This is a genomic window from Anaerococcus senegalensis JC48, from assembly GCF_000321005.1.
Taxonomy (GTDB): Bacteria; Bacillota; Clostridia; order Tissierellales; family Peptoniphilaceae; genus Anaerococcus; species Anaerococcus senegalensis.
In genome coordinates this window covers 129,105-153,166 of record NZ_HE578907.1, presented here as the reverse complement: position 1 = coordinate 153,166, position 24,062 = coordinate 129,105, and the positions used below count along the sequence as shown (strand labels likewise).

20 protein-coding genes, 1 tRNA gene and 2 pseudogenes are annotated in these 24,062 nt (G+C 28.2%); 1 reads left to right on the top strand and 22 read right to left on the bottom strand.

Annotation, left to right across the window (positions count from 1 at the left end; genetic code table 11):
- Positions 1-2: 2 nt before the first annotated feature.
- From murA to ASHG_RS00780, 15 genes and pseudogenes are all read right to left on the bottom strand, one after another.
- Entirely contained in the window at positions 3-1,280 is a 1,278-nt protein-coding gene (murA, locus tag ASHG_RS00850; protein WP_040396876.1) for a UDP-N-acetylglucosamine 1-carboxyvinyltransferase, read from the bottom strand.
- A 9-nt stretch (positions 1,281-1,289) separates the two neighbouring features.
- Positions 1,290-1,919 carry a uracil phosphoribosyltransferase gene (gene upp, locus ASHG_RS00845; protein ID WP_040396875.1) on the bottom strand — a complete coding sequence of 210 codons (630 nt, stop codon included), beginning with the start codon at positions 1,917-1,919 and terminating at the stop codon, positions 1,290-1,292.
- A gap of 10 nt (positions 1,920-1,929) precedes the next feature.
- Entirely contained in the window at positions 1,930-2,967 is a 1,038-nt protein-coding gene (locus ASHG_RS00840) for an L-threonylcarbamoyladenylate synthase (protein ID WP_040396873.1), read from the bottom strand.
- A complete protein-coding gene (locus tag ASHG_RS00835; RefSeq protein ID WP_040396871.1) occupies positions 2,939-3,943 on the bottom strand; it encodes a cation diffusion facilitator family transporter in 1,005 nt (334 codons plus the stop codon). Before ASHG_RS00835 ends, ASHG_RS00840 begins: the two co-directional genes overlap by 29 nt.
- Complete coding sequence (gene prfA, locus ASHG_RS00830; RefSeq protein WP_040396869.1) at positions 3,944-5,017, bottom strand: peptide chain release factor 1; 1,074 nt, start codon at positions 5,015-5,017, stop codon at positions 3,944-3,946.
- Between the two features lie 9 nt (positions 5,018-5,026).
- A complete protein-coding gene (gene prmC / locus ASHG_RS00825; protein ID WP_040396867.1) occupies positions 5,027-5,818 on the bottom strand; it encodes a peptide chain release factor N(5)-glutamine methyltransferase in 792 nt (263 codons plus the stop codon).
- A 35-nt stretch (positions 5,819-5,853) separates the two neighbouring features.
- Positions 5,854-6,060, bottom strand: a complete 207-nt coding sequence (gene rpmE, locus ASHG_RS00820; protein WP_004839030.1) for a 50S ribosomal protein L31 — start codon at positions 6,058-6,060, stop codon at positions 5,854-5,856.
- Positions 6,061-6,124: 64 nt separating this feature from the next.
- Positions 6,125-6,715, bottom strand: a complete 591-nt coding sequence (locus tag ASHG_RS00815; RefSeq protein WP_040396862.1) for a TVP38/TMEM64 family protein — start codon at positions 6,713-6,715, stop codon at positions 6,125-6,127.
- A 43-nt stretch (positions 6,716-6,758) separates the two neighbouring features.
- Positions 6,759-8,107, bottom strand: a pseudogene (gene rho, locus ASHG_RS00810) (transcription termination factor Rho).
- A gap of 52 nt (positions 8,108-8,159) precedes the next feature.
- Positions 8,160-9,026, bottom strand: coding sequence for a class II fructose-1,6-bisphosphate aldolase (fba, locus tag ASHG_RS00805; protein WP_040396861.1), 867 nt, complete (start codon positions 9,024-9,026; stop codon positions 8,160-8,162).
- Between the two features lie 9 nt (positions 9,027-9,035).
- Complete coding sequence (locus ASHG_RS00800) at positions 9,036-9,335, bottom strand: thioredoxin domain-containing protein (protein WP_040396860.1); 300 nt, start codon at positions 9,333-9,335, stop codon at positions 9,036-9,038.
- On the bottom strand, positions 9,326-11,044 hold the full coding sequence (locus tag ASHG_RS00795; protein ID WP_040396859.1) for a proline--tRNA ligase: 1,719 nt from the start codon (positions 11,042-11,044) through the stop codon (positions 9,326-9,328). Before ASHG_RS00795 ends, ASHG_RS00800 begins: the two co-directional genes overlap by 10 nt.
- A gap of 65 nt (positions 11,045-11,109) precedes the next feature.
- A complete protein-coding gene (locus tag ASHG_RS00790; RefSeq protein WP_244264267.1) occupies positions 11,110-11,553 on the bottom strand; it encodes a PTS sugar transporter subunit IIA in 444 nt (147 codons plus the stop codon).
- Between the two features lie 50 nt (positions 11,554-11,603).
- A pseudogene (locus tag ASHG_RS00785) lies at positions 11,604-13,690 on the bottom strand (Tex-like N-terminal domain-containing protein).
- 150 nt (positions 13,691-13,840) lie between these two features.
- Entirely contained in the window at positions 13,841-15,028 is a 1,188-nt protein-coding gene (locus tag ASHG_RS00780) for a hypothetical protein (RefSeq protein ID WP_040396856.1), read from the bottom strand.
- Positions 15,029-15,123: 95 nt separating this feature from the next.
- Between ASHG_RS00780 and ASHG_RS00775 the strand changes: the two genes are divergently transcribed.
- Positions 15,124-15,199: transfer RNA gene (locus ASHG_RS00775), tRNA-Thr, on the top strand.
- Positions 15,200-15,263: 64 nt separating this feature from the next.
- Here the strand turns inward: ASHG_RS00775 and ASHG_RS00770 are convergent.
- From ASHG_RS00770 to hemW, 7 genes are all read right to left on the bottom strand, one after another.
- Positions 15,264-16,718: a carbon starvation CstA family protein gene (locus ASHG_RS00770; RefSeq protein WP_040396855.1), complete on the bottom strand. Its 1,455-nt coding sequence runs from the start codon at positions 16,716-16,718 to the stop codon at positions 15,264-15,266.
- Between the two features lie 122 nt (positions 16,719-16,840).
- The gene (mtaB, locus tag ASHG_RS00765) at positions 16,841-18,139 is read right to left on the bottom strand and encodes a tRNA (N(6)-L-threonylcarbamoyladenosine(37)-C(2))-methylthiotransferase MtaB (protein WP_040396853.1); all 1,299 of its coding nucleotides are present in this window, start codon (positions 18,137-18,139) and stop codon (positions 16,841-16,843) included.
- Complete coding sequence (dnaJ, locus tag ASHG_RS00760) at positions 18,139-19,254, bottom strand: molecular chaperone DnaJ (RefSeq protein WP_040396851.1); 1,116 nt, start codon at positions 19,252-19,254, stop codon at positions 18,139-18,141. Before dnaJ ends, mtaB begins: the two co-directional genes overlap by 1 nt.
- 190 nt (positions 19,255-19,444) lie before the next feature.
- The gene (gene dnaK, locus ASHG_RS00755) at positions 19,445-21,265 is read right to left on the bottom strand and encodes a molecular chaperone DnaK (RefSeq protein ID WP_040396848.1); all 1,821 of its coding nucleotides are present in this window, start codon (positions 21,263-21,265) and stop codon (positions 19,445-19,447) included.
- A 12-nt stretch (positions 21,266-21,277) separates the two neighbouring features.
- Complete coding sequence (gene grpE / locus ASHG_RS00750; RefSeq protein ID WP_040396847.1) at positions 21,278-21,814, bottom strand: nucleotide exchange factor GrpE; 537 nt, start codon at positions 21,812-21,814, stop codon at positions 21,278-21,280.
- Between the two features lie 17 nt (positions 21,815-21,831).
- On the bottom strand, positions 21,832-22,830 hold the full coding sequence (gene hrcA / locus ASHG_RS00745) for a heat-inducible transcriptional repressor HrcA (RefSeq protein ID WP_040396845.1): 999 nt from the start codon (positions 22,828-22,830) through the stop codon (positions 21,832-21,834).
- A gap of 74 nt (positions 22,831-22,904) precedes the next feature.
- Positions 22,905-24,029, bottom strand: coding sequence for a radical SAM family heme chaperone HemW (hemW, locus tag ASHG_RS00740; protein ID WP_040396843.1), 1,125 nt, complete (start codon positions 24,027-24,029; stop codon positions 22,905-22,907).
- Between the last annotated feature and the right edge of the window lie 33 nt (positions 24,030-24,062).

Below are 24,062 nucleotides of genomic sequence, written 5' to 3'. Positions count from 1 at the left end.
TATTAATTTACCTGTTTTCTTTTAATAAGAGCACCAAGTTTTGTAAACTTTTCAATTAAATCGCTGTATCCTCTATCGATATGATAAATATTTGATATTATTGTTTCTCCATCAGCTACAAGTCCTGCTAGTATAAGAGCAGCACCTGCTCTTAAATCTGTAGCTTTAACTTCTGCTCCTTGAAGTTTATCTACTCCAACAATTACAGCCCTATTACCCTCAGTAATTATTGCAGCACCCATTTTCTTTAATTCATCAACATGCATAAATCTATTTTCAAAAACAGTTTCTACAACAGAAGATTCACCTTTACAAACTGTCATCAATGCCATGAATTGTGATTGAACATCTGTAGGAAATCCTGGATAAGGTAGAGTTTTTATATTAGTAGACTTTAACTTCTTTGAAGCCTTAACTCTAATTATATCTTCATCCTCAATTTCCTCAATTTCGACACCAATTTCAATTAACTTAGCAATAATAGGTCTAATATGTGATCCTAAAACATTTTTTACTGTTATGTCTCCACCAGTAATTGCAGCTGCTAACATATATGTTGCTGCTTCAATTCTATCTGGAACAATAGTATGTCTTGTACCTTTTAATTTTTCTACACCTTTTATAATAATATTTGATGTACCAGCTCCTGTTATTTTTGCACCCATTTTTGATAAAAATGATGCTAAATCAACAATTTCTGGTTCTTTCGCCGCATTTTCAATTACAGTTTCACCTTCAGCCATTGTCGCAGCCATCATTATATTTTCAGTTGCGCCAACTGATGGAAAATCTAAATAAATAACATCACCTTTTAGTCCATTTTTTGTTTTTGATGATATTTCTTCATGATTCATAGTTGTATTTGCGCCTAAAGCTTCAAAACCCTTTAAATGTAAATCTATAGGTCTTTTTCCTATATTACAACCACCTGGTGCTTTTGTTACAGCGTGTCCAAACCTTGATAAAAGTGGTCCCATCACTATAAAAGATGCTCTCATTTTATCCATTAATTCAAATGGAGTTTCAAATTTATCAACATTTGAGGAGTCAATTCTAAGACTTGTTTCAGTAATGTATTCAACCTTAGCATTTAAACTTTTTAAAATTTCTACCATTACTTCTATATCTTTTAATTTTGGAACCTCATCTAAGATCACTTCTTCTGTTGCTAACAAACTTGCAGCAAGAATTGGAAGAGCAGAATTTTTTGCTCCAGAAATATAGACCTCACCTTTTAAAGGCCCATTTTTTCTGACTACTAATACTTCTTCTTTACTCATATTATCCCCTTATTTAGTTCCAAACAATCTATCTCCAGCATCTCCTAGACCTGGTAGTATATAGCAATCATCATTTAATTCTTCATCTAATTGTGCTATATAAATATCTACATCCGGATGTTCTTCTTGAACTTTTTTTATTCCCTCTGGTGCAGCAATGATATTTAGTAATTTCAAAGATGTACATCCTTTTTCTTTTAATCTTTGGATAGCATCACAAGCTGAACCACCAGTTGCAAGCATTGGATCTATTACTAACATATCTCTTTTATTTGAATCTTTAGGAATTTTCAAATAATATTCAACTGGCTTCATTGTTTCTTCATCCCTGTACATTCCAATATGACCAACTCTAGCTGCTGGGAAAACTTCAATAAGACCATCAACCATTCCAAGACCTGCTCTCAAAATTGGAATAATACCAAGTTTTTTTCCTGAAAGTCTATAACCTGTTGTTTTACAAATTGGAGTTTCTAAATCAAATTCTTCTAAAGTAAAATCTTTACTAGCTTCATAGGCTAATAAAATTGTAATTTCTTTTATTATAGATCTGAATTCGTTAGAACCCGTATTTTTATCTCTTAAAATTGAAATCTTATGTTTGATCACTGGATGATCTAAAACTGTTACTTTACCCATCATTTCTCCTTTATAAATTAATAATATTTCCTGATGCTGACTTTTTCATCCTATTCATTATACTCTTTCCAAGTCCAATTTCCTCAACACCCTCGGCAAGAATTATGTCAACACCTTTTCTATCAAGGTCTCTTAGTGCTTCAAAAAGTACATGACTCATTTCTATTAAATTATCTTTATTTCCTAAAGAAAGTGTAGTAAAGGATGAGAATTTTTCAGTATCTTTATCAAAAACTAAAATTCCTACTTTTTTTCCATCATTTTTATATTTTAAGGCTAAATTTTCTATTTTTTCTACACTTTTTTCACCAACAAAAACTTTCATTTGAGCATTCGGTGCATAATGCTTATATTTTTGACCTGGAGACCTTGGTACTTTTGTATCATCAACTAATGAATCATCTAAACAAACATTAGGGATAAATTTTTTTATATATTCATAAGTATAATATCCTGGTCTTAAAATGCAAGGATTTTCTAGGCTCATATCTATTACTGTAGATTCTATTCCAATATCTGAACTTCCTCCATCAATAATCAAGGGAATTCTACCATCCATATCATAAAATACATCATTTGCATTTGTTGGTGATGGTCTACCTGAAATATTTGCAGAAGGAGCCGCTATTGGTCTATCACAATATTTTATAAATTCTCGAGCTAGTTTATCTTTTGGCCTTCTTATGGCAACTGTTTGACCTCCACCAGTGATAATATCAGGAATTTTTGAGCTTTTTTTAAGTATTACCGTAAGAGGACCAGGCCAAAGATTTTTTATTAAAAATTTTGTTCTATCATCTACTTTTTCAACTAACTCGTCTAATTTATAATCCTCATCTATATGAAGAATTAGAGGATTATCTTCTGGTCTGTTTTTAGCTTTAAAAATTTTTCTAGAAGCTTCAGGGTTTAATCCATCAGCACCTAGACCATATACAGTTTCTGTTGGAAAAGCTACAAGCTCTCCTTTTTTTATAATCTTTGCTGCATGTTTAAAAATATTCTCATCCAAATTTTCTCTATCTATTTTCAATATCTCTGTTTCCATTTTTCACTGACTTTCTTAATTTTTCAATAAGTTTTTTGTTTTCTTCATTTTCTATCAAACAATAAGTTGGGTCCATATGTATGGTTATAGAAATATTTAACTCATCTTTAAGTCTAAGTTCAATATTTGTTACAGCCTGATGCATTATACCTACACTTATATTTGATGGTACTTCAACATCGCAACTACCTACAAGTATTCCTCTACCATATTCATGAATTTTTAAATCATGATAACCATGAACAAAATCTCCATCCATAATTATATCTTCAATTTTTTTGTGAAGATCAGCTCCTATTCCTCTTCCAAGAAGTTTATCAATAGTATCTAAAAATAAATCCATACCAGGTTTAAAAACAATAATAGATAAAATTATTCCTAAGAGTGAATCTAAGTTAAATTTAATATACTTTTGCAAAATAACTGCTAAAATGATTGATATTGTTGAAAGTATATCATTTCTTGCATCTATCATTACTGCAAAATTTAATTTTGAATCTAATTTTTTATCTAGATTTTTATTTAAAATATAAATATAAATTTTAAATACTAGAGAAAAAATCAAAATTATAATGCTTAAATTTGATAATTTTGGCAAATTTCCTTTATAAAAACTTTCAACTGAACTTGTAAATAAGAAAAATCCAACAATCATAATAAGAATAGATACTAAAAAACTTGCTATATATTCACTTCTTCCATGACCATATGGATGTTTAATATCTGCTGGCTTGCTACTTGCTTTAGCTCCAACTAAGGTAATTAAACTTGTAAGAGAATCACTCATATTATTAAAAGCATCACCTAAAATTGCTGAAGATGATGAAATAAGACCTATACTTACCTTTAAAATAAACAAAAATGCATTGATTAAAATCCCAATAAATCCTGAAAGAGAAATTAATTTTAATCTAACATTTTCATCTTCTATAGATTCGTAGTCATCTACAAACCTTCTTGCAAGAAAATTAAACAATTAATCTTCTCCCATTGTCTTTAATTTTCTAGTTTGGTCTTCAGTTATTAATGATTCAATCATTTCTTCAATATTTCCATCTAAGAAATCATCTAATTGATAAATAGTTTTATTTATCCTGTGATCTGTAATTCTTCCTTGTGGATAATTGTAGGTTCTAATTCTTTCAGACCTATCTCCAGTTCCTACTTGAGATTTTCTGTTATCTGAAATTTCTTTTTGTCTTTTTTGCTCTTCTATCTCATATAGTCTTGCCCTTAAAACTCGCATTGCCTTGTCTTTATTTTTTATTTGAGATTTTTCATCTTGACAAGTTACTACAAGTCCTGTTGGAATGTGAGTAAGTCTTACAGCAGAATCTGTTGTATTTACACTTTGTCCACCATTTCCACTTGACCTATAAACATCTGTTCTTATATCATTTGGATCTATTTTTATATCAACCTCATCTGCTTCAGGCAAAACTGCAACAGTTGCTGTTGATGTGTGAATTCTTCCACCAGATTCAGTTTCAGGGACTCTTTGTACTCTGTGAACTCCCGATTCATATTTTAATTTTGAATAAGCACCTTCACCTCTAACAATAAAAGTAGCTTCTTTCATTCCACCAATTCCCTGGCTTGATACATCTATATCTTCAGTTTTATATTTTTGCTTATCTGCATACATATGATACATTCTATAAAGATTACCCGCAAAAAGACCAGCTTCTTCTCCACCTGCTCCTGCTCTAATCTCTACAATTACATCTTTATGGTCGTTAGGATCTTTTGGAATTAGAAGAACTTTTAAATCTTCATTATATTTTTCAAGATTTTTTTTGTTTTCTTCTATTTCTGTTTTTAAAAGATCTATCATTTCACTATCTTCAGCTTCTTTTAAAAGTTCATTATTCTCTTCAATCATATCTTCAGCTGATGTTATTTGATTATATTTTTCTACAATTGGTTTTAATTGATTGTATTCTCTTGAAACTTTTTTAAACTTATCAGTATCAGATAAAACTTCAGGATCAGCTAGTTTTTTTTCTAATTCCTTGAAGTTTTCTCTCATATGTTCTAAATTTTCTAACATATATCCTCCTTAGATACAAGCCTTAATAATTCTATCAAAATCATTAAAATCTTTATATGATTTAATATCCTTATATCCATCTTCTTTTAATAAACTAATTATAGAATCTTTTTGGTCATATCCTATCTCTAAATATATTTTACCATTTTTACTTAAAAATTTTTTAGCATTTGAAATTATTTTTCTATAAAAAAATAGGCCATCAACTCCACCCAAAAGGGCATTTTGTGGTTCATAAGATAATTTTTTATCTAAGTTTTCAAAATCTTTCTTATTTATATAAGGTGGATTTGATACGATGATATCAAATTCCCCTTCTACATTTGAAAAAATATCACTTTCTTTAAACTCAACATTATTAATAGAAAGATTTTTTTTATTTTCCTTAGAAAGATCGATAGCATCCTTAGAAATATCAACTCCAAGAACCTTTGAATTTTTCAAATTATAGGAAAGAGCCAAAGAAATAGCTCCTGATCCTGATCCTATATCTAAAATCCTACCTTTTTTTACCTTATCATTGATAATCATATCTACAAGAATTTCTGTTTCATATCTTGGTATTAGAGCTCTTTTATCAACTAATAAATCTAGACCATAAAAATTCCACCTACCAATTGCATATTGGAGTGGATATCCTTTACTAATCTTATCTTGTATCTTTAAAAGTCTTTCTTCTATATCTTTATTTATATTTTCTTCTCTATAAACATATAAAAGATTTTTATTTGTATTTAATAAATATGTAAGAGCAATGATCAAATCATCATTTTCTTTTTCTAAAATATCTTTAATTTTCATAAATACATATAAAAAATAAGGTTAGAAACCTAACCTTATTTATTTCTTCCATATTTTTTATTGAATTTCTCAACATTACCACCACGGTCAGAAAATCTTTGTTTTCCTGTATAGAATGGATGGCATTGTGAACATACTTCAACTTTGATTTCTTCTTCTGTTGAACCAACAGTGAATTCATTACCACATGATGTGCAAGTAACTTTTGCTTGGTGGTATTCTGGATGTAGTTCTTTTTTCATATAAACACCTCTTCTTGTCTCTTTCAATAAGCAATAATGATTATACCATACGAATATTTATATTTCAAGCAAAACTTTTAAATATTGTTTTAATTCCTAAAACTAGTCCCATTGAATATATAAAAATTGAAGGTGGTTTACAAAAAATAATAATTTTTATAAAAGTTTTTAACTTCATATCTGTAAGTCCCGAAAAATAACACAAAAAATCGTCAGGAGCTACTGGTAGTAATATCGCCCACGCAAAAAATTTATCATATTTTTCGTGATTTAACCACTTATCATATTTTTTGAAGTTCTCTTCACCAAAAATAGCCAGAACAACTTCTTTTCCAAAAAATCTAGAAATCAAAAAAACTATTATTGATCCTAGGCAAATAGAAATATAATTATAAACAAATCCCCAAAATGGGCCAAACATAACTACTCCAAAAGCCGTTGTGATTCCACCAGGTATTACAGGAATAATTATTTGAATTATTTGTAAAAGCATAAAAATAATAGGAGCCCAAATTCCATATTTTTGTAAAAAATTTTGAAGACTTGATACAGATGTAAATATTTGCATCTTATAACCTTTATATCCCAAATAAATAGAAATCAAAATTATAAGAATACTTGTTATATTTAATATAGTCTTTGTTCTAACTTTCATAAAAAAATCCTAACTTTAATTAATCTCTATTATTATTTTACTATTAATTTTTGTAAGTTTTGTTAATAAGTTCTATAAATTCATCATTTGTTTTACATTTCTTTATTAAATTTATAAATTCATTAGTAAATTCTACCTTGTCTTTCATTACTGAATTTCTAATTTTAAATGCAGCATCTATCTCATCATTTGATAATAATAAGTTATCTTTTCTAGTAGATGATTTTTCAATATCTATAGCTGGGAATATTCTTTTTTGAGCAAGATTTCTATCTAGATGTAATTCCATGTTTCCCGTTCCCTTAAATTCTTCATAAACCATATCATCCATTCTAGAACCTGTATCAATAAGCGATGTTGCAATAATTGTAAGAGATCCACCATTTTCTATATTTCTAGCAGCTCCAAAAAATTTCTTTGGTCCAATAAGAGCTAAAGGATCTAGTCCACCTGATAAAGTTTTTCCTGATTGTGGAGTCATAATATTGTAGGCTCTTGCAAGTCTTGTGATTGAATCTAATAAAATAACAACATCTTTATTATCTTCAACCAATCTTTTTGCTCTTTCAAGTACCATTTCTTGCATATAAATATGGTTTTGTGGAGCCTTATCAAAAGTTGACGCAGCCACTTCTGTTCTTGTTAATCGATTGTCTTTATCTCTGTATTGATTTACAAATCTTTTAAAATCAGTAACCTCTTCTGGTCTTTCATCAATTAATAAAACCAAAATTTTTAGATCATCAAAGTTTTTTTCCAAGGCATATTCAATATCTTTAATTAAGGTAGTTTTTCCAGCTTTAGGTTGGGATACTATAAGTCCTCTTTGTCCTCTTCCAATTGGAGCGATTATATCTATAATTCTTTGAGATATGTTATCCTTACTTGTTTCAAGTTTTAATCTTTGGTTTGGGTAAATTGGTGTGAGTGATTCAAAATTTGACCTATTAAAAGCATCAGCTGCCTTTAGGCCATTAACATCTGATACAAAAATTAATGGAGAAAATTTATCTTTATTTTTTTTACTCTAGCAATTCCTTTAATAAGATCGCCTGTTTTTAATCTAAACATTTTTACCTGTTTAGGAGAAACATATATATCGTCATTACTTGATTCGTAGTGTTCTGTTCTTAAAAATCCAAATCCATCTTCATGAAGATCTAAAATTCCTTCACAATTAAATTTTTCACCTAAGTCAAAATTATCATTGTGATCATTTATTTCATTAGAATGATTTTTTTCTTCTAAAGACTCATCTTCATATGTATCTTTAATGAGTTCAATTAAATCATTTTTCCTATAAGATGAAACAGATTTTATAGAAAGATCTTTTGCAATTTGTTTTAATTCATCAAGCTTTAATCTATCTAATTTATTTAAATCTATATCCATATTTTTCCTTTTTCATAAAAATATAAGGAGCCCAAAGGCTCCGAATTAATTTTTATTTTGCTGAATTTTCACATTCAAAAAATTCAATTTTTTCTCTTACTTTATCTTTAATAGCTTCAAATCCTGGTTTTAATACTTTTCTTGGATCAAATCCTTTAGCTTCTTTATCTTTATTTTCTTCAAAATATTTTCTTGTAGCTTCTGTAAATACTATTTGACATTCAGTATTAATATTGATTTTTGAAACTCCTCTTTCGATAGCTTTTTTAACTTGTTCTTCAGGAATTCCTGTACCACCATGAAGAACTAGAGGAAGTTTTCCAACTGCATCTTTTATTTCTTCAAGTCTTTCAAAATTTAGTCCTTGCCAATTTTCTGGATATACACCATGGATGTTACCAATTCCTGCTGCTAAGAAATCTACTCCTAGAGAAGCTACTTTTTTACATTCTTCAGGATCAGCTAACTCTCCTGTAGAAACAACTCCATCTTCTTCTCCACCGATTCCACCAACTTCTGCTTCTACAGATACGTTTTTAGCATGGCAAAGTTCAACTATTTCTTTTGTTTTTTCAACATTTTCGTCAATTGGAAGACTTGAACCATCAAACATTATTGAAGTAAATCCAGCATCTAGTGCTTTTTTAGCTCCTTCATATGTTCCATGATCTAAGTGAATGGCAACTGGAACAGTTATATTTAAATCTTTATCAAGTCCTTCTACCATTTTTGCTACTACATTAAATCCACCCATATATTTTGCAGCACCTTCAGAAACTCCCAATATTACTGATGAATTTTTTTCCTCACAAGTTTCAAGGATTGCCTTTGTCCATTCAAGGTTATTTATATTGAAATGACCAATACCATATCCGTTTTCATAAGCTTTGTCTAACATTTCTTTTGCATTAACTAACATATTCGCTCCTTAAATATTTCTTAATAATTTTATCTTAAAATCATTTTCGTTTTGACTATCCTTAGTTATTGATACTAAAGATGGTATTTGATTAATACCCATTTTTTTTAATAAGTCTCTATTTTTGTCTATATCTATTATAATTTTTCTTATATTTTTGTATGAGTCTTCTTCTTCCTTTAAAAAATCTTCTTTAATTTTAATTGAAAAATTAGACCAATTTGCGTGAAATAAAGCAATTATTTTGGAATTATCCATTAATATGTCATCTAAAAATTTTTTTGATATTTTATGATCAATTATTTGCATAAATCATTTTTTATAGTTGTAATTACTTTTTCTATAGCTTGATCAGATGACATTTTCAAATTTTCCATATCAGATCTGTTTGAAAATTCTACTATTCCATCACTAGCATCTTTTCCTACAGTAATTCTATAAGGACAACCTACTAGATCTCTATCATTAAACTTGACTCCAGCTCTTTCTTTTCTATCATCTAACATTACTTCTATGCCTTGATCTAACAATTTTTCGTAAATTTTTTCGGCTAATTGTTTTTGATCTTCTTTATTTTTATTTACAAGAGTTATCCAAGCATGGAAAGGTGCAACTTTTGTTGGCCATATTATTCCATTTTCATCATAGTTTTGCTCAATTATTGCTGATATAGACCTTGTAATTCCTATTCCATATGAACCCATAATAAATGGTTTTTGTTTACCATTTTCATCTAGAAAATATGCTTCAAGGCTTTGAGAATATTTCGTTCCCAATTGGAATATATTTCCAACTTCTATACCACGAGCAAGTTTTAGTTTTTCTTTTCCATCTTGTGAAAGGTCGCCTTTTTTGGCTGTTAGTAAATCTTCTGCAATTTCTCCATCAAAATCTCTTTTATAATTTGCATTTATATAATGATGGTCAGTTTTGTTTGCTCCAATTACTAAATTTTTATATCTAGTGATGGACTTATCAACGATTACTCTAACATCTTCTTTTAAATCTTTCGGACCTGTAAATCCCGGTTCTGCTCCAGTAATTTTTCTTATTGTTTCATCATCCATCATTTCGATTTCATGTTCTGGAACTTTTAAATATGAAATTAATTTTGCCATATTTAATTCCCTATCTCCAGGAACAATTACAAGGACAGATTTTCCATTAACTAATAAATCAACTGCTTTTGCACATTTATTTTGGTCTATTTTAAGAAAATTAGAAACTTCTTCAATTGTTTTTGTATCTTTTGTTTGAACTAATTCTAATTCTTTTTCTTCTTCATTCTCATCGATTTCCAAGAAAAACTTTGCCGATTCATCAGTAGCTGCATAATTTGAGTTTTCTGTATAAAAAATTTCACCTTCGCCAGTTTCTGCAAGAGCCATAAATTCGTGACTTGTATTTCCACCCATAGCTCCTGAATCACCTTCTACTATTTTGTAATCTAGTCCTAAAGCATCAAAAACTTCTACATAGGCATCCCACATTTTTTTGTAAGATTTTTCTAACCCTTGCATATCGACATCAAATGAATAAGCATCTTTCATTATAAAATCTCTTGACCTATTTATTCCAAATCTCGGTCTTTTTTCATCTCTAAATTTTGAAACAATTTGAAAAAGATTTAATGGTAATTGCTTATATGAATTTAATTCATCTTTTATAAGTGATGTAAATTGTTCTTCTGCTGTAGGTCCTAAGCAAAATTCTCTGTCATGTCTATCTTTTATTTTGAACATTTCTGGTCCAAAATTTTGCCATCTACCAGATTTTTCCCAAATATCTTTACTTTGTAATACTGATGTAGAAACCTCTATAGAATCATATTTTTCCATAGATTTTCTTACAATATTTTCTATTTTATTTATTACTCTCATACCAAGTGGTAAGTAGGAATAAACTCCTGATGAAGTTTTTCTTATGAATGCTCCTCTTACCAATAACTTATGACTTTGAGTTTCTGCATCTTGAGGATCATCTCTTAATGTAGGCATATAATAGTTCGATAATCTCATTTATCCTCCAATTTATTATAATTTATCTACTTAAAAATATTATCACAGACAAATTATTTTATCAATTATTCAACAATTGTAACTGTTTGAACTTCTTCTCCACATTTAGCGTCAAAGTTTATTTCTGATAATTTATTTTCTTCAAGATTTGCTACAATACAAGGTGTGATTAATGAAGGAACTTTATCTTTTATTTTTTCAGTATCTACTGATAAAACTTTATCTCCCTTATTAACTCTATCACCAATTTTTACATGAGAAGTAAAACCATCTCCTTTTAATTCAACTGTTTCAAGTCCAAAATGAACCAAAACTTCAATTCCTTCATCGGTTTTTATTCCTATAGCATGATATCCTTCTGGTTGAAGTGTAACTTCTCCACTTACTGGAGCAAAAATTTCTCCATCGGATGGAATTACCGCAAAACCATCACCAACCATTTTTTCTGAAAATACTGGATCTGGAACTTCTTCTAATTTTACAACTTTTCCATTAACAGGACTTGCTATTGAAACTTTTTTTTCTTCCTTTTTTTCTTTTTAAAAAAATCAAACATTTTTTACTCCTTAATATTTTTCATCGATAAACCTATTCTTTCTCTTTTTTTATCGATTTCGATTACTTTTACTTTTATTATATCAGAATTTGTAACAATCTCATTAGGATCTTTTATAAATTTATCACTCATATTTGAAATATGAACAAGGCCATCAATTCCAACTCCAATATCTACAAAACATCCAAATTCAGTAATATTTCTTACTGTTCCTTCTAATATGTCGCCATCATTTAAATCATCGATTGATAAAACTTCACTTTTTGTAATAACTTCTGGAAGTTCATCCCTTGGATCACGTCCTGGTTTTTTTAACTCATCTATTATATCTTCTAATGTTAATACTCCAACATCAAGATTGCTTGCACATTGTTCTAAATTTATATTTTCCAAATCATAATCTACAAGTTTTTTTGCTATTTTATAACTTTCTGGATGGACTGCAGTATTGTCTAAAAAGTTTGGTGAATCTGGAAATCTCAAAAATCCAGCTGCCATTTTATATGTTTTATCTCCAAGACCTTTAACTTTTTTTAAATCACGTCTTTCAATTATTTGTCCATTCTTAAAATCCTCTTCAATTCTTTTGGCTAGATTTAAATTTAGTCCTGAAACATAGGATAATAATTTGTAAGATGCATTATTTATATTTACTCCAACTTCATTTACACTATCTTCAACTACTTTTTCAAGTTCATCATCCAATTTTTTTTGATTTATATCATGTTGATATTGGCCAACTCCTAAATGTTTTGGATCTATTTTTACAAGCTCTGCCATTGGATCTTGGAGTCTTCTTGCCATTGAAACTGCTCCTCTTATTGTAACATCCAAATCTGGAAATTCTTCTTCACCTAGTTTTGATGCTGAATAAACTGAGGCTCCAGCTTCGTTTACAATTGCATAGGAAACTCCTTCAACTTCTTTTAATAATTTATTTACGACAGCTTCTGTTTCTCTACTTGCAGTCGCATTTCCCAAGGCAATAATATCAACATTATAATTTTTTATAAATTTTTTCAAAAGATCAATTGCTTCTCTTTCCTTTGAGTGAGGTTTTACTGGATAAATTACTGCTTGATCTAAATATTTTCCATGCTTATCGATTACTGCAACCTTACAACCAGTTCTATATCCAGGATCAAGGCCTATTATATTTTTATCTTTAATTGGTCTTTGCAAAATATATGGTTTTAGATTTTTTGAAAAAACTTTTATTGATTCTTCTTCTGCTTTTTCAGTTAATTTATTTTTTATTTCAGTTGTTATGGTTGGGATTAAAAGCCTCTTATATGAATCTTCTATAGCTTTTTTTATCAAATTTTCTGTATAATCATTATTAGATTTATAAAGATTTTTTATTAAAGTTAAATTATAATTATCTGTAAATTCTAATTTAACAGTCAAATCATTATTTTTTTCTGCTCTATTTAAGGCTAAAATTTGAAAAGGCTTTAGATTTTTAATTTTTTCATTAAAATCATAATAATTTTCATAGGTTAAATCTTCATCTTCTTTTTTTTCTGCCAAAATTCTTGCTCTAACGAGTCCATCTCTTCTTATAATATTTTTTGCATCTATATTATTGGCCACATCTTCTGCCAAAATATCTAAAGATTTATCTATAGCATCTTCTTCGTTATCAATACCTTCTTTTATGTATTTTTTTGCTATTTCATGACTATCTTCTTCACTTTTAGCATTCATTAAAATTTCATCCAAAAGTTCCATTAGTCCTAATTCTTTTGCCTTGTCAGCTCTAGTTTTTCTTTTTTCTTAAAAGGTGCATATATATCTTCAAGTTCTGTCAAAGTTTTAGCTAAATTAATTTTTTCTTTTAAATCATCATCAAGTTTATCTTGATTTTCTAAGGATGTTAGAATTTCTTCTTTTCTTTTTTGAAAATTTCTAAGCCTTGTTAGGCCACTTTCAATTTCTCTAATTTCTGTATCTTTTAAACCATTTGTTTTTTCTTTTCTATATCTTGCAATAAAAGCGACAGTAGAGCCTTCATCCAATAATTTTATAACCTCATCTACGCTTTTTTCATTTATAGATAATTCTTCTGAAAGAATTTTTGATATTTCCATTACTACCTCACTATTTCATCTTAAATTACAAAAATATAGGAAAATTCCTATATTTTTAAATCAAAATATTTTCTTAAATATAAATACATTATACTCTATTTTAATAAAATGAAAAAATCTCCTTAAATCACAAAGATCTAAGGAGAAATATTAATTTTCAGTTATATAATTTATTTTGTATTTTGGGAAATTCATAGAAATTGTTCTACCTTGAAATTTATCACCAAAATCTCTATTAAGTTCATACAAATTTGATGGATCATAGAAAACCACCTTAGAATTTTGAGCCTTTTGAGGAATTAAATCTAATTGGAATTTATATTTTGACCTATTTTTTGAATAATCTAACAATAAGTCAATAAATCTTCCATAATCGTAATCATTATAATTTTCAAATTCCAAATCAACCTTAAATTCCTTATCTTGTCTAATATCTGCAATGCATTTATTAGATTTGTATGATTTTTTTACTCCATTAGACAAATTTGTAAGAGAAATCATTGTAGTAAGTTTATTATTTTTATTATTTATAAGATTTATCAAATCACTTTGATCCATATTGTCTTTAAAATCATCTAAGTCTATATGGTCAAATTTTTCTTTATTAATTTCACTTTCTATATCATTTAAATTTAATCTTTTAGTTTGAGTTTTATCTATATCATCTAACTCTTCATTATATTTTTGATTTTTTTCATTTTCTTTTTTCAAGATCTTTCTATCAGAATTTTTACTGATATTAGGGGATTTTTTCTTAAAAGGAATATTCAAATCATCAAATCTCATCCTACCTTTATTTTCTTTCATTTTATCAACATTTTTATAAGTATTATATAAGGTTGTAAAAATCATAAACAAAAATGATAAACTTGTTAGTAAATTTAAAATGTTTTTGTAAAGACCATCTCCTGGATTAAATAGATTTAGGATAAGCATCAATAAAAATGGAAGAGATCCTGTATAAGAAAAGAATCTTTTTATTGGATTATTTTTAGAATTTTCTTTATTTACTTGTTTTTTATCTTTAAAAAGTTCTTTTTTCTTTTTATTTTTTATTAATCTTTTAATATTTTTATAGGCAAAAATCACAAATCCTAAAACATACATTACTAATATAATTAACTTTATAGTTGGAAAATTTCCATATATATCAATAGGGATTACCTTAATTATCATATCAAATAAAAAGGTAATTACTAATAAAAAAATCCCTAATTTAATCAAAATTTTAGATATCAAAAATAAAACAACCAAACCAACTAGAATAGCAATAATTACTAAGGGTAAGTTAATTTCATTTAAAACACCATAAATTGCATCATAATTTAAATTATTCATATTACCACCTTTTAGTCATTATACCAAAAATCTAAATAAATTAGAAATCTATGTTAATTGAATAAATAATTAATTTTTGTATAATATAAGTATATGCTGGAATAGCTCAATCGGTAGAGCAATTGTATCGTAAACAAAAGGTTGCGGGTTCAAGTCCTGTTTCCAGCTCCAATTTTACCATCATTGATGGTTTTTTTTATTAAAAAAAGACCGGAATTACCGATCTTTTTATGAATTAATCTAATACAATATTTTTGATTTCGTTTCTTCTTTTATTTGCATTTTTTACTATAAATACTCCATATAAAACAGCAATTATTGCCCCTAATATATATGAAATTTTTAAATCAAGACCAAAACCAATCTCTTTTGCACTTATAATAAATGAAAATACAATAAATGCATAAAAAATTCCTGGAATCAAAGTCATTAAATAATTTTTGTTTTTTGTAATTAAATATGTTGTTGCCACACCTAAAGCAAAAATAGCTACAAATTGATTTGTAAATCCAAAATATCTCCATAAAATATTGAATCCATTAGGATTAGATTTTGCAAATACAAGAATAATTATTGCGGGTACGAATAAAACTGCTGCAACTGAAGCTCTTTTTACACCAGATTTTTGGTCAATATTTAATTCTTCAGAAACAATTAATCTAAGTGATCTAAATGCTGTATCGCCACTAGTAATAGGAAGAGCTATTACGCCAATTATTGCCAAATAACCACCAATTGATCCCATGAAAGTTCTAGAAATTTGTCCAACCATCAAAGTTCCTGCAGTATCCAAAGCAGCTTTTCCTGATGAAAATAAAACCAAAGCACCAGCTGCCCAAATCATAGCTATAAAACCTTCTGTAATCATTGTAGAATAAAATGTTCCCATTGCTTCTTTTTCTTTAGAAACAGTTCTTGAAACTAGAGTTACTTGAGAACCATGAAATCCTGAAAGAATACCACAGGCTACTGTTATAAAAAATGAAGGAATAAATTTTTGTCCACCTGGATGATCATAAAATAATCCGTAGCCATCAAATTGAAGATTAGAAAGACCCTTAAAAATAATTCCTACAAAAACACCAATTGATGATATAAGCAAAAAAGCCCCAAATAATGGATATATTCTTCCAATTAATTTATCAATAGGTAAAACTGTTGAAAGTATGTAATAAATAAAGATTGTGCCGTAGATTATCCAAATAACATTTGAATTTGGATCAAGACCCATAATATCATTAGCAATCAAATCTCCTGGTGTATAAACAAAAACTGTCCCAGTTAAAAGCAATAAGATTGCAATAACTATATTATAAAATCTTTTAACATTTGTTCCCAAATATTTTCCAACTAATTTTGGAACTTGGCTTCCACCATTTCTCATCGAAATCATACCAGTTGCATAATCATGGACAGCTCCAGAAAAAACACATCCTAAAGGAATTGCTAAAAATGCAATTGGTCCAAATAAAATACCTTGTATTGGTCCAAGAATTGGTCCAGTTCCTGCAATATTTAACAAATTTATTAGCCAATTTTTCTTTTTACTCATCGTTACATAATCAATACCGTCAGCCTTTCTTACAGCTGGAGTTTCTCTATCATCAGGTTGAAATTGACTTTCAACAACTTTTGAATAAATGATTCCTCCAAAAATAAGGATAGCAAGACCTACAAAAAATAATACCATATTACCTCCTTATGTATAATATTAATTCATCTAAATTATAAAATAATTGATAAATATATTCAAACATGATTAAAAGTATACATAATTCATAATTTTTAATAAAAAAGCCAGCTTATGCCGACTTAATCTACAATTTCACCAATCAAATAATCATCTATTCTTTGGGTGATTTTTATATTTTTAATTTTATTTATTCCTACCTTATCTTTTGTATGAACTCTTAGATAATTTGTTGAATAACCTGATTTGTATCCTTCAAGTTCAGTTTTTGTTTCAAATAAAACTGATAAAGTTTTTCCTATTTGTTTATCCAAAAATTCGTGAGAATTTTTCTTTTCAATTTTAGATAATTCTTTAGACCTTCTTTTTTTAGTGTTTCCATCAACTTGATTTTTCATACTAGCAGCTTTGGTTCCATCTCTTTTAGAATATTTAAAAAGATGGGTCTTGGAAAACTTGATATCTCTAACAAATTCTTTTGTTTGTTCGTGATTTTTTTCACTTTCATATGGAAAACCTACTATAATATCTGTAGTTAAACCTGCATTTGGAAAATACTCCCTAATCAAATCGACTTTTTCCTTGAAAATTTTTGTATCATATTTTCTATTCATAAGTTTTAGTATATCATCAGATCCTGATTGAAGAGATAAATGGAAATGATCACATGCTTTTTTACAATCTTTCATTCTTTGTAAAAATTCCATGTCAATATGTCTTGGCTCCATTGAAGAAAGTCTAATTCTTTCAATTCCATCAATTTTAGCAATATGTTCTATTACATCTATCAAGGAAATATTTAAATCCAAATCTTTTCCATAACTTGCGACATGAATTCCTGTAAGAACAATTTCTTTAAATCCATTATCTCTTAACCTTTTTGCCTCATCAATTATTGATACTAAATCCCTTGATGCAATATTTCCCCTTGCATATGGAATTAAACAATAAGAACAGTACATATTGCAACCATCTTGAATTTTTATATATGCACGAGTCATATCAGTTTGGTTAGAAATTTCTAAATCTTCAATAGATTCACCTATTTTAAATTCTTCTACATCTTTAGTTTTTACATGGTCATTTATAAAATTCTCACAAAGATCCACTACTTCTTCTTTATTTCTTGATCCTAAAACAATATCAACGCCTTCAATTTCTTTTACTTCATCTCCCTTAACTTGGGAATAACAACCAATAACTGCAATAATTGCATCCTTATTTTCTTTTCTAGCTTTTGATATTGTCTGTCTAGATTTTCTATCGCTCATATTTGTTACAGTACAAGTATTTATAACATAAATATCAGCATTATCTTCTTTTTTTTCAAAACCTCTTTTTTTGAATAATTCTTCAATGGCTTCAGATTCATATTGGTTAACCTTACAGCCTAGGGTTTTAATATTAAATGTTTTATTCATTAATCAAACAAATCCTTCAATTTTTCAAAAAAGTTCTTATCTTCTTTTACCATATCGCCAGAAATTTCTGAAAATTCTTTTAATTTTTCTTTTTGAGACTTGGATAGTTTTGTTGGGGTAACAACTTTTACATAGAAATAAAGATCACCTTGTCTTTTTGTTCTATCTGATTTTATTCCCTCATTTTTTATCCTAAATTTACTTCCAGTTTGAGTTCCTGCCGGTATGTGATATTCTTGGGTAGTAGTTAAAGTTGGAATGTCTATGTTTCCACCAAGAGCTGCAGTTGTAAATGAAATTGGCATTTCATAGTAAATATCAAGTCCATCTCTTTTGAAAATTTCGTGTTCTTCAACTTTTAAGATTATATATAAATCTCCATAAGATCCACCATTTTCACCAGCATTTCCTTTTCCAACAACTCTCATTACAGAATCATTTTCTACTCCAGCTGGTATATCAATTTTTATTTTTTCATTTTTAATTTTTCTACCGCTGCCATTACAATCTGGACATTTTTCCTCAATTATTTCTCCAGTACCATGACAATTATCACAAGTTGTTTGACGAGAAACTGTCCCAAATGGAGTTTGACTTACATTATTTATAACGCCCGTTCCATTACACTTAGGGCAAGTTTTTATTTTACTTTCATCTTTTGCACCTTTTCCATGACAAGTTTCACATTCAACTTCTCTTCTTACTTGAATTTCTTTAGAAATTCCGAAAGCAGATTCTTTGAAAGTCAATTTTACAACTTGTTGAATATCTGATCCTTTTCTGGCTCTTTTTCTTTGTTGGCTTTTTCCTTGTGAAAATATATCTCCAAATAAATCACCAAATATATCATCAAATCCACCAAAACCACCAGAAAATCCGCCAGCACCTCCACCATTTTCAAAGGCAGCAGCTCCATAAGTGTCATATTGACGTTTTTTTTGTGGATCAGATAAAATTTCATAAGCTTCAGAAATTTCTTTGAATTTTTCTTGAGCCTTATCATCATCTGGATTTAAATCTGGATGATATTTTTTTGCAAGTTTCCTATATTTTCTTTTCAATTCAGAATCGCTGACGTTCCTGTCAACTTCTAATAATTCATATGGGTCTTTCATTTATCCTCCAATATAAAAAAAATAAATTATTGCTAATTTATTTGTCCTAATCTTAATTTATAATTTTATTTTTTTATCTAAGCTCAACTATTATACCACTTTGATAAAAAAATTAAATTATATTTTAAAATTTAAAATAAAAATAAAGAATAAGAAGCAAAGCCTCCTATTCTTTAAATTTTATTTATTTTTATTCTTCGTCATCATCTACTACTTCATAATCAGCATCTACTACATCGTCATCTGCTTTTCCAGCATTTTGACCTTCTTGATTTGCTTGGGCGTTTTTATACATTGCTTCACTCATTGAATAAATTTCTTGTTGTAGAGCTTCTGTTTTTGCTTTGATATCTTCAGTATTGTCAGCTTTAATGCTTGCTTCAAGATCTTTGATTTTTTCTTCAATCTTATCTTTTTCGTTTCCTTCAACTTTTGCTTCTTCTAAAGTTTTCCTTGCTTGGTAAACTAAAGATTCTGCATTATTTTTAACTTCAATACCTTCTTTTTTCTTTTTATCATCATCAGCAAATTTTTCAGCTTCTTTTACTTTTTTATCAATTTCTTCTTCAGTTAAGTTTGTTGATGAAGTAATTGTAATTTTTTGTTCTTTTCCACTACCTTGGTCTTTTGCTGATACATTAACAATACCATTTGCATCTATATCAAAGGTAACTTCGATTTGTGGAACACCACGTCTTGCTGCAGGAATTCCTGTTAATTGGAATCTACCAAGTGTAGTATTGTCTGCTGCCATTTCTCTTTCACCTTGTACAACGTGAATATCTACATCTGTTTGTCCGTCTGCAGCTGTTGTAAAGATTTGAGATTTTTTAGTTGGGATTGTTGTGTTTCTTTCAATTAATTTTGTAGCAACTCCACCAAGAGTTTCAATTCCTAGAGAAAGTGGTGTAACATCAAGAAGCAATAAGTCTTTAACTTCTCCTGTTAAAACTCCACCTTGAATTGCAGCACCAAGTGCAACACATTCGTCTGGGTTTATATCTCTTTGTGGTTCTTTTCCAATTATATTTTTAACTAAATCTTGAACTGCTGGAATTCTTGATGATCCACCAACAAGCAATACTTTTTCTATATCACTTGATGATAAAGAAGCATCTTTAAGAGCATCTTCAACTGGTCCTCTTGTAGCTTCTACAAGATCGTGAGTTAATTCATCAAATTTTGCTCTTGTAACTGTAATGTCTAAGTGAACTGGTTGTCCATCAACAGCTGTAATAAATGGTAGATTTACATTAGTTGTTTTTGTAGATGATAATTCTTTTTTAGCTTTTTCTGCTGCATCTTTTAATCTTTGCATAGCAGTAAGATCTTTTGTCAAGTCAACACCAGTATCTTTTTTAAATTCTGCTGCTAAATAATCAACTAATCTGTTATCAAAGTCGTCTCCACCTAGTTTATTGTTTCCTCTTGTAGATAATACTTCAAATACTCCATCTCCTACTTCAAGAATTGAAACATCAAATGTACCACCACCAAGGTCATAAACCATGATTTTTGATTGGTCAGTTTCTTTATCCATTCCGTATGCAAGAGCTGCTGCTGTTGGTTCGTTTATAATTCTTTTTACATTTAAGCCTGCAATTTTTCCAGCGTCTTTTGTAGCTTGTCTTTGAGCATCTGTAAAATAAGCTGGAACTGTAATTACAGCATCAGTAACTGTATCATTTAAATAACTTTCTGCATCTGATTTTAATTTTTGTAAAATCATTGCAGATACTTCTTCTGGTGTATAAGAATTCCCATCAATTTCACTAGTTTTATAATCTGTTCCCATTTCTCTTTTTATTGATGAGATGGTTCTATCAGGATTTGTTATTGCTTGTCTTTTTGCAGTTTCTCCAACAAGTCTTTCTCCATCTTTTGTAAAAGCTACAACTGATGGTGTTGTTCTATTTCCTTCAGTATTTGGGATAATAGTTGAATCCCCACCTTCCATAACGGCAACTGCTGAGTTTGTTGTTCCTAAGTCAATTCCTATAATTTTTGCCATAATATTTTCCTCCTATTTTGCAACTTTAACCATGCTTGGTCTAATTACTCTATCATTTAGTTTGTATCCTTTTTGATAGGTTTCTATAATATAATTTGATTTAAAATCTTCGTTTTCTTCAGTTTGAAAAGCGTGATGGAGATTTGGATCAAATTCTACTCCATCAGATTCAATTTCTTCAAGTCCTTCTTTTTCCAAAACTTTCCATAAAGAATCTCTTGTCATTATTATTCCTTGAATAAAAGAATCTTCTTGGTCTTTATCTTTAAGTGCCCTATCAAAATTATCTAAAACTGGTAAAAGTTCTTCGATTAAATTTGATGAAGCAAACTTTTTAAAATCAGCCCTTGCTTTTTCTTCTCTTTTTTTGAAATTTGTAAAATCTGCTAAAAGTCTTTGGTATTTTTCTTTATATTCATTATCATCATTTGATAAATCTTCTTCTACATTACCATCTTCATCAACTATTTCAGCATCAATTTCTTCTAATTCTTCATCTATATTTTCAGTATTTTCAACATTTTCATCATGCTTTTTTTCATTGTCCACCTTAAACACCTACCTTATTATTTGCTAAGTAAATCTGATATTAATTTGATGTCAGAAATAACTTCCTTATAATCAATTCTTGTAAGTCCTATAATTCCAATTTGGCCTACAATGTCTTTGTCATAATTAAAATGTGAAGTTATGATTGTATTATCTTTCAATTCATTTATCTCATTTTCATCACCAATAGTAACTTTTAAATCACTGTCAGAATTTTCAATCAATTCCCAGATTCTTTCTTTACTATCGAATATCTTAATAAACTCTTTAGCCTTAATTGGATCTTCAAATTCTTTGAAATTAAAAATATTACCCAGTCCTTTTATTATTACTTCTTTTGTCAAATCACTTAAAGAATCATTATTTATCTTTTTCTCTAAAATATCTAACAAATTCTCGTATTTTTCAAAGCCATTTTTCTTTAACCTATCAAAAACATTAGAAATATCTTTTAAACTTTCACCTTCTATACTTGCTTTTAAGCTAGTAGAAATTTTTATCAACTCATCATCACTAATTTCATCAATCATATAAATTCTATCGCTTATAATACTTCCATTATCATATACAACAATAAACAAAAGCATGTTAGAATCAATTTTTAAAAGTTCTAAATTTATTACCTTAGTAATATTATTTCTAATAGTGTAAGAAACAGCTGTAAGTTTTGTCATCTTTGAAAGAAGTAGTGTTGCAGTCTCCACAATCTTTGACACATTGCCATATCTTTTATCAAGAATTTTTTCCAAATCTTCATTTTCTTTAATATTTAATGAATTTTCTAATAGATTATCAACATAAAGTCTGTAACCTTTATCTGATGGGAATCTTCCTCCAGATGTGTGGGCTTTTTCCAAAAGTCCCATCTTTTCAAGAGTGCTCATCTCATTTCTAATTGTTGCAGACGAAATATCTAGTGAATATTCATTAAGTAATGACTTAGAACCAATAGGCTCTCCAAGATTAATGTATGAGTTTATAATGGAAAAGAGTATCATTTTTTTTCTCTCGTTCATTATTTTCACCTCATTTAGCACTCCATTTATCTGACTGCTAATTATAATATACTAGCTAAATTTCTTTTTGCAAGTTATATTATTTCAATATAAAATTCATTTGATAAATCAAAACCTTTGTGAGTAAACTTTAAATTTTCACCTATATCAAAGTACCCGAGCTTATAGTATTTTTCAATGATCTTACTATATTTTTCTAAAATAGACTTACCAAAAAGTTTTTTATATTCTTTCAAATTAATTCCTTCAGTTTCTCTTAATTTAAAAATTATATATTCTTTTTCTCTTTCATCTTCTGAAATAAATTCTTTTTCTTCTATTGGATATTTCTCTTCATTAATTAATTTTTCATATTTTACAAAATTTTTTACGTTATTATATCTTAAATTAGACAAAAATCCTGATGCTCCTAGTCCAAAAGCAAGGTATCCTCCTTCTGACCAGTATTTTTTGTTGTGGTAAGATTCAAAGCCCTTTTTGGAAAAATTAGAAATTTCATACCTATTTAGTCCCATTATTTTTAAATATTCTTCAATATAGGAAAATATATCTCTTTCTAAGTCATCATCCATAAGTTTTAGTTTATCTTTTTTATAAAGATTATAAAAATATGAACCTTTTTCAAGAATTAATGAATAATAAGACAAATGTTCTGGTTTTATTTTTTTAATTAAATCCAAATCTTTTTTTATAGAAGAAAAATTTCCACCAGGGAGATTTAAAATCATATCTAATGAAAGATTATCAAATCCAGCTTTCCTGATATTTTCTATATCTTTAAGTACAATTTCTTTGTTATGGTCTCTTCCAATTTTTTTTAAAACCACATCATCAAAAGACTGAACACCTAGTGAAATCCTATTTATTCCAAAATTCTTATAGACTTTTAATTTTTCTAAAGTTAAGGAATTTGGATTTGCTTCAATTGTAAATTCTTTTACTTGACTTAAATCAAATTTTTTAAGTAAATCAACAATTTCTCCTATATATTTATAATCAACATAAGTTGGAGTACCGCCTCCAATATAAATGGAATCGACTTTTACATCCATATTTTTTTGGTATAATTTTATTTCTTTTTTTAAATTTTCAAAATATGAATCAATCCTAGATTCTAAATTTGGAAAAGCAGTAAAATCGCAATAAAAACATTTTTTCTTACAAAAAGGAATATGAATATAAATTCCAATTTTTTCCATATGTACTCCTTAAATTTTTCAAAAATAAAAAGT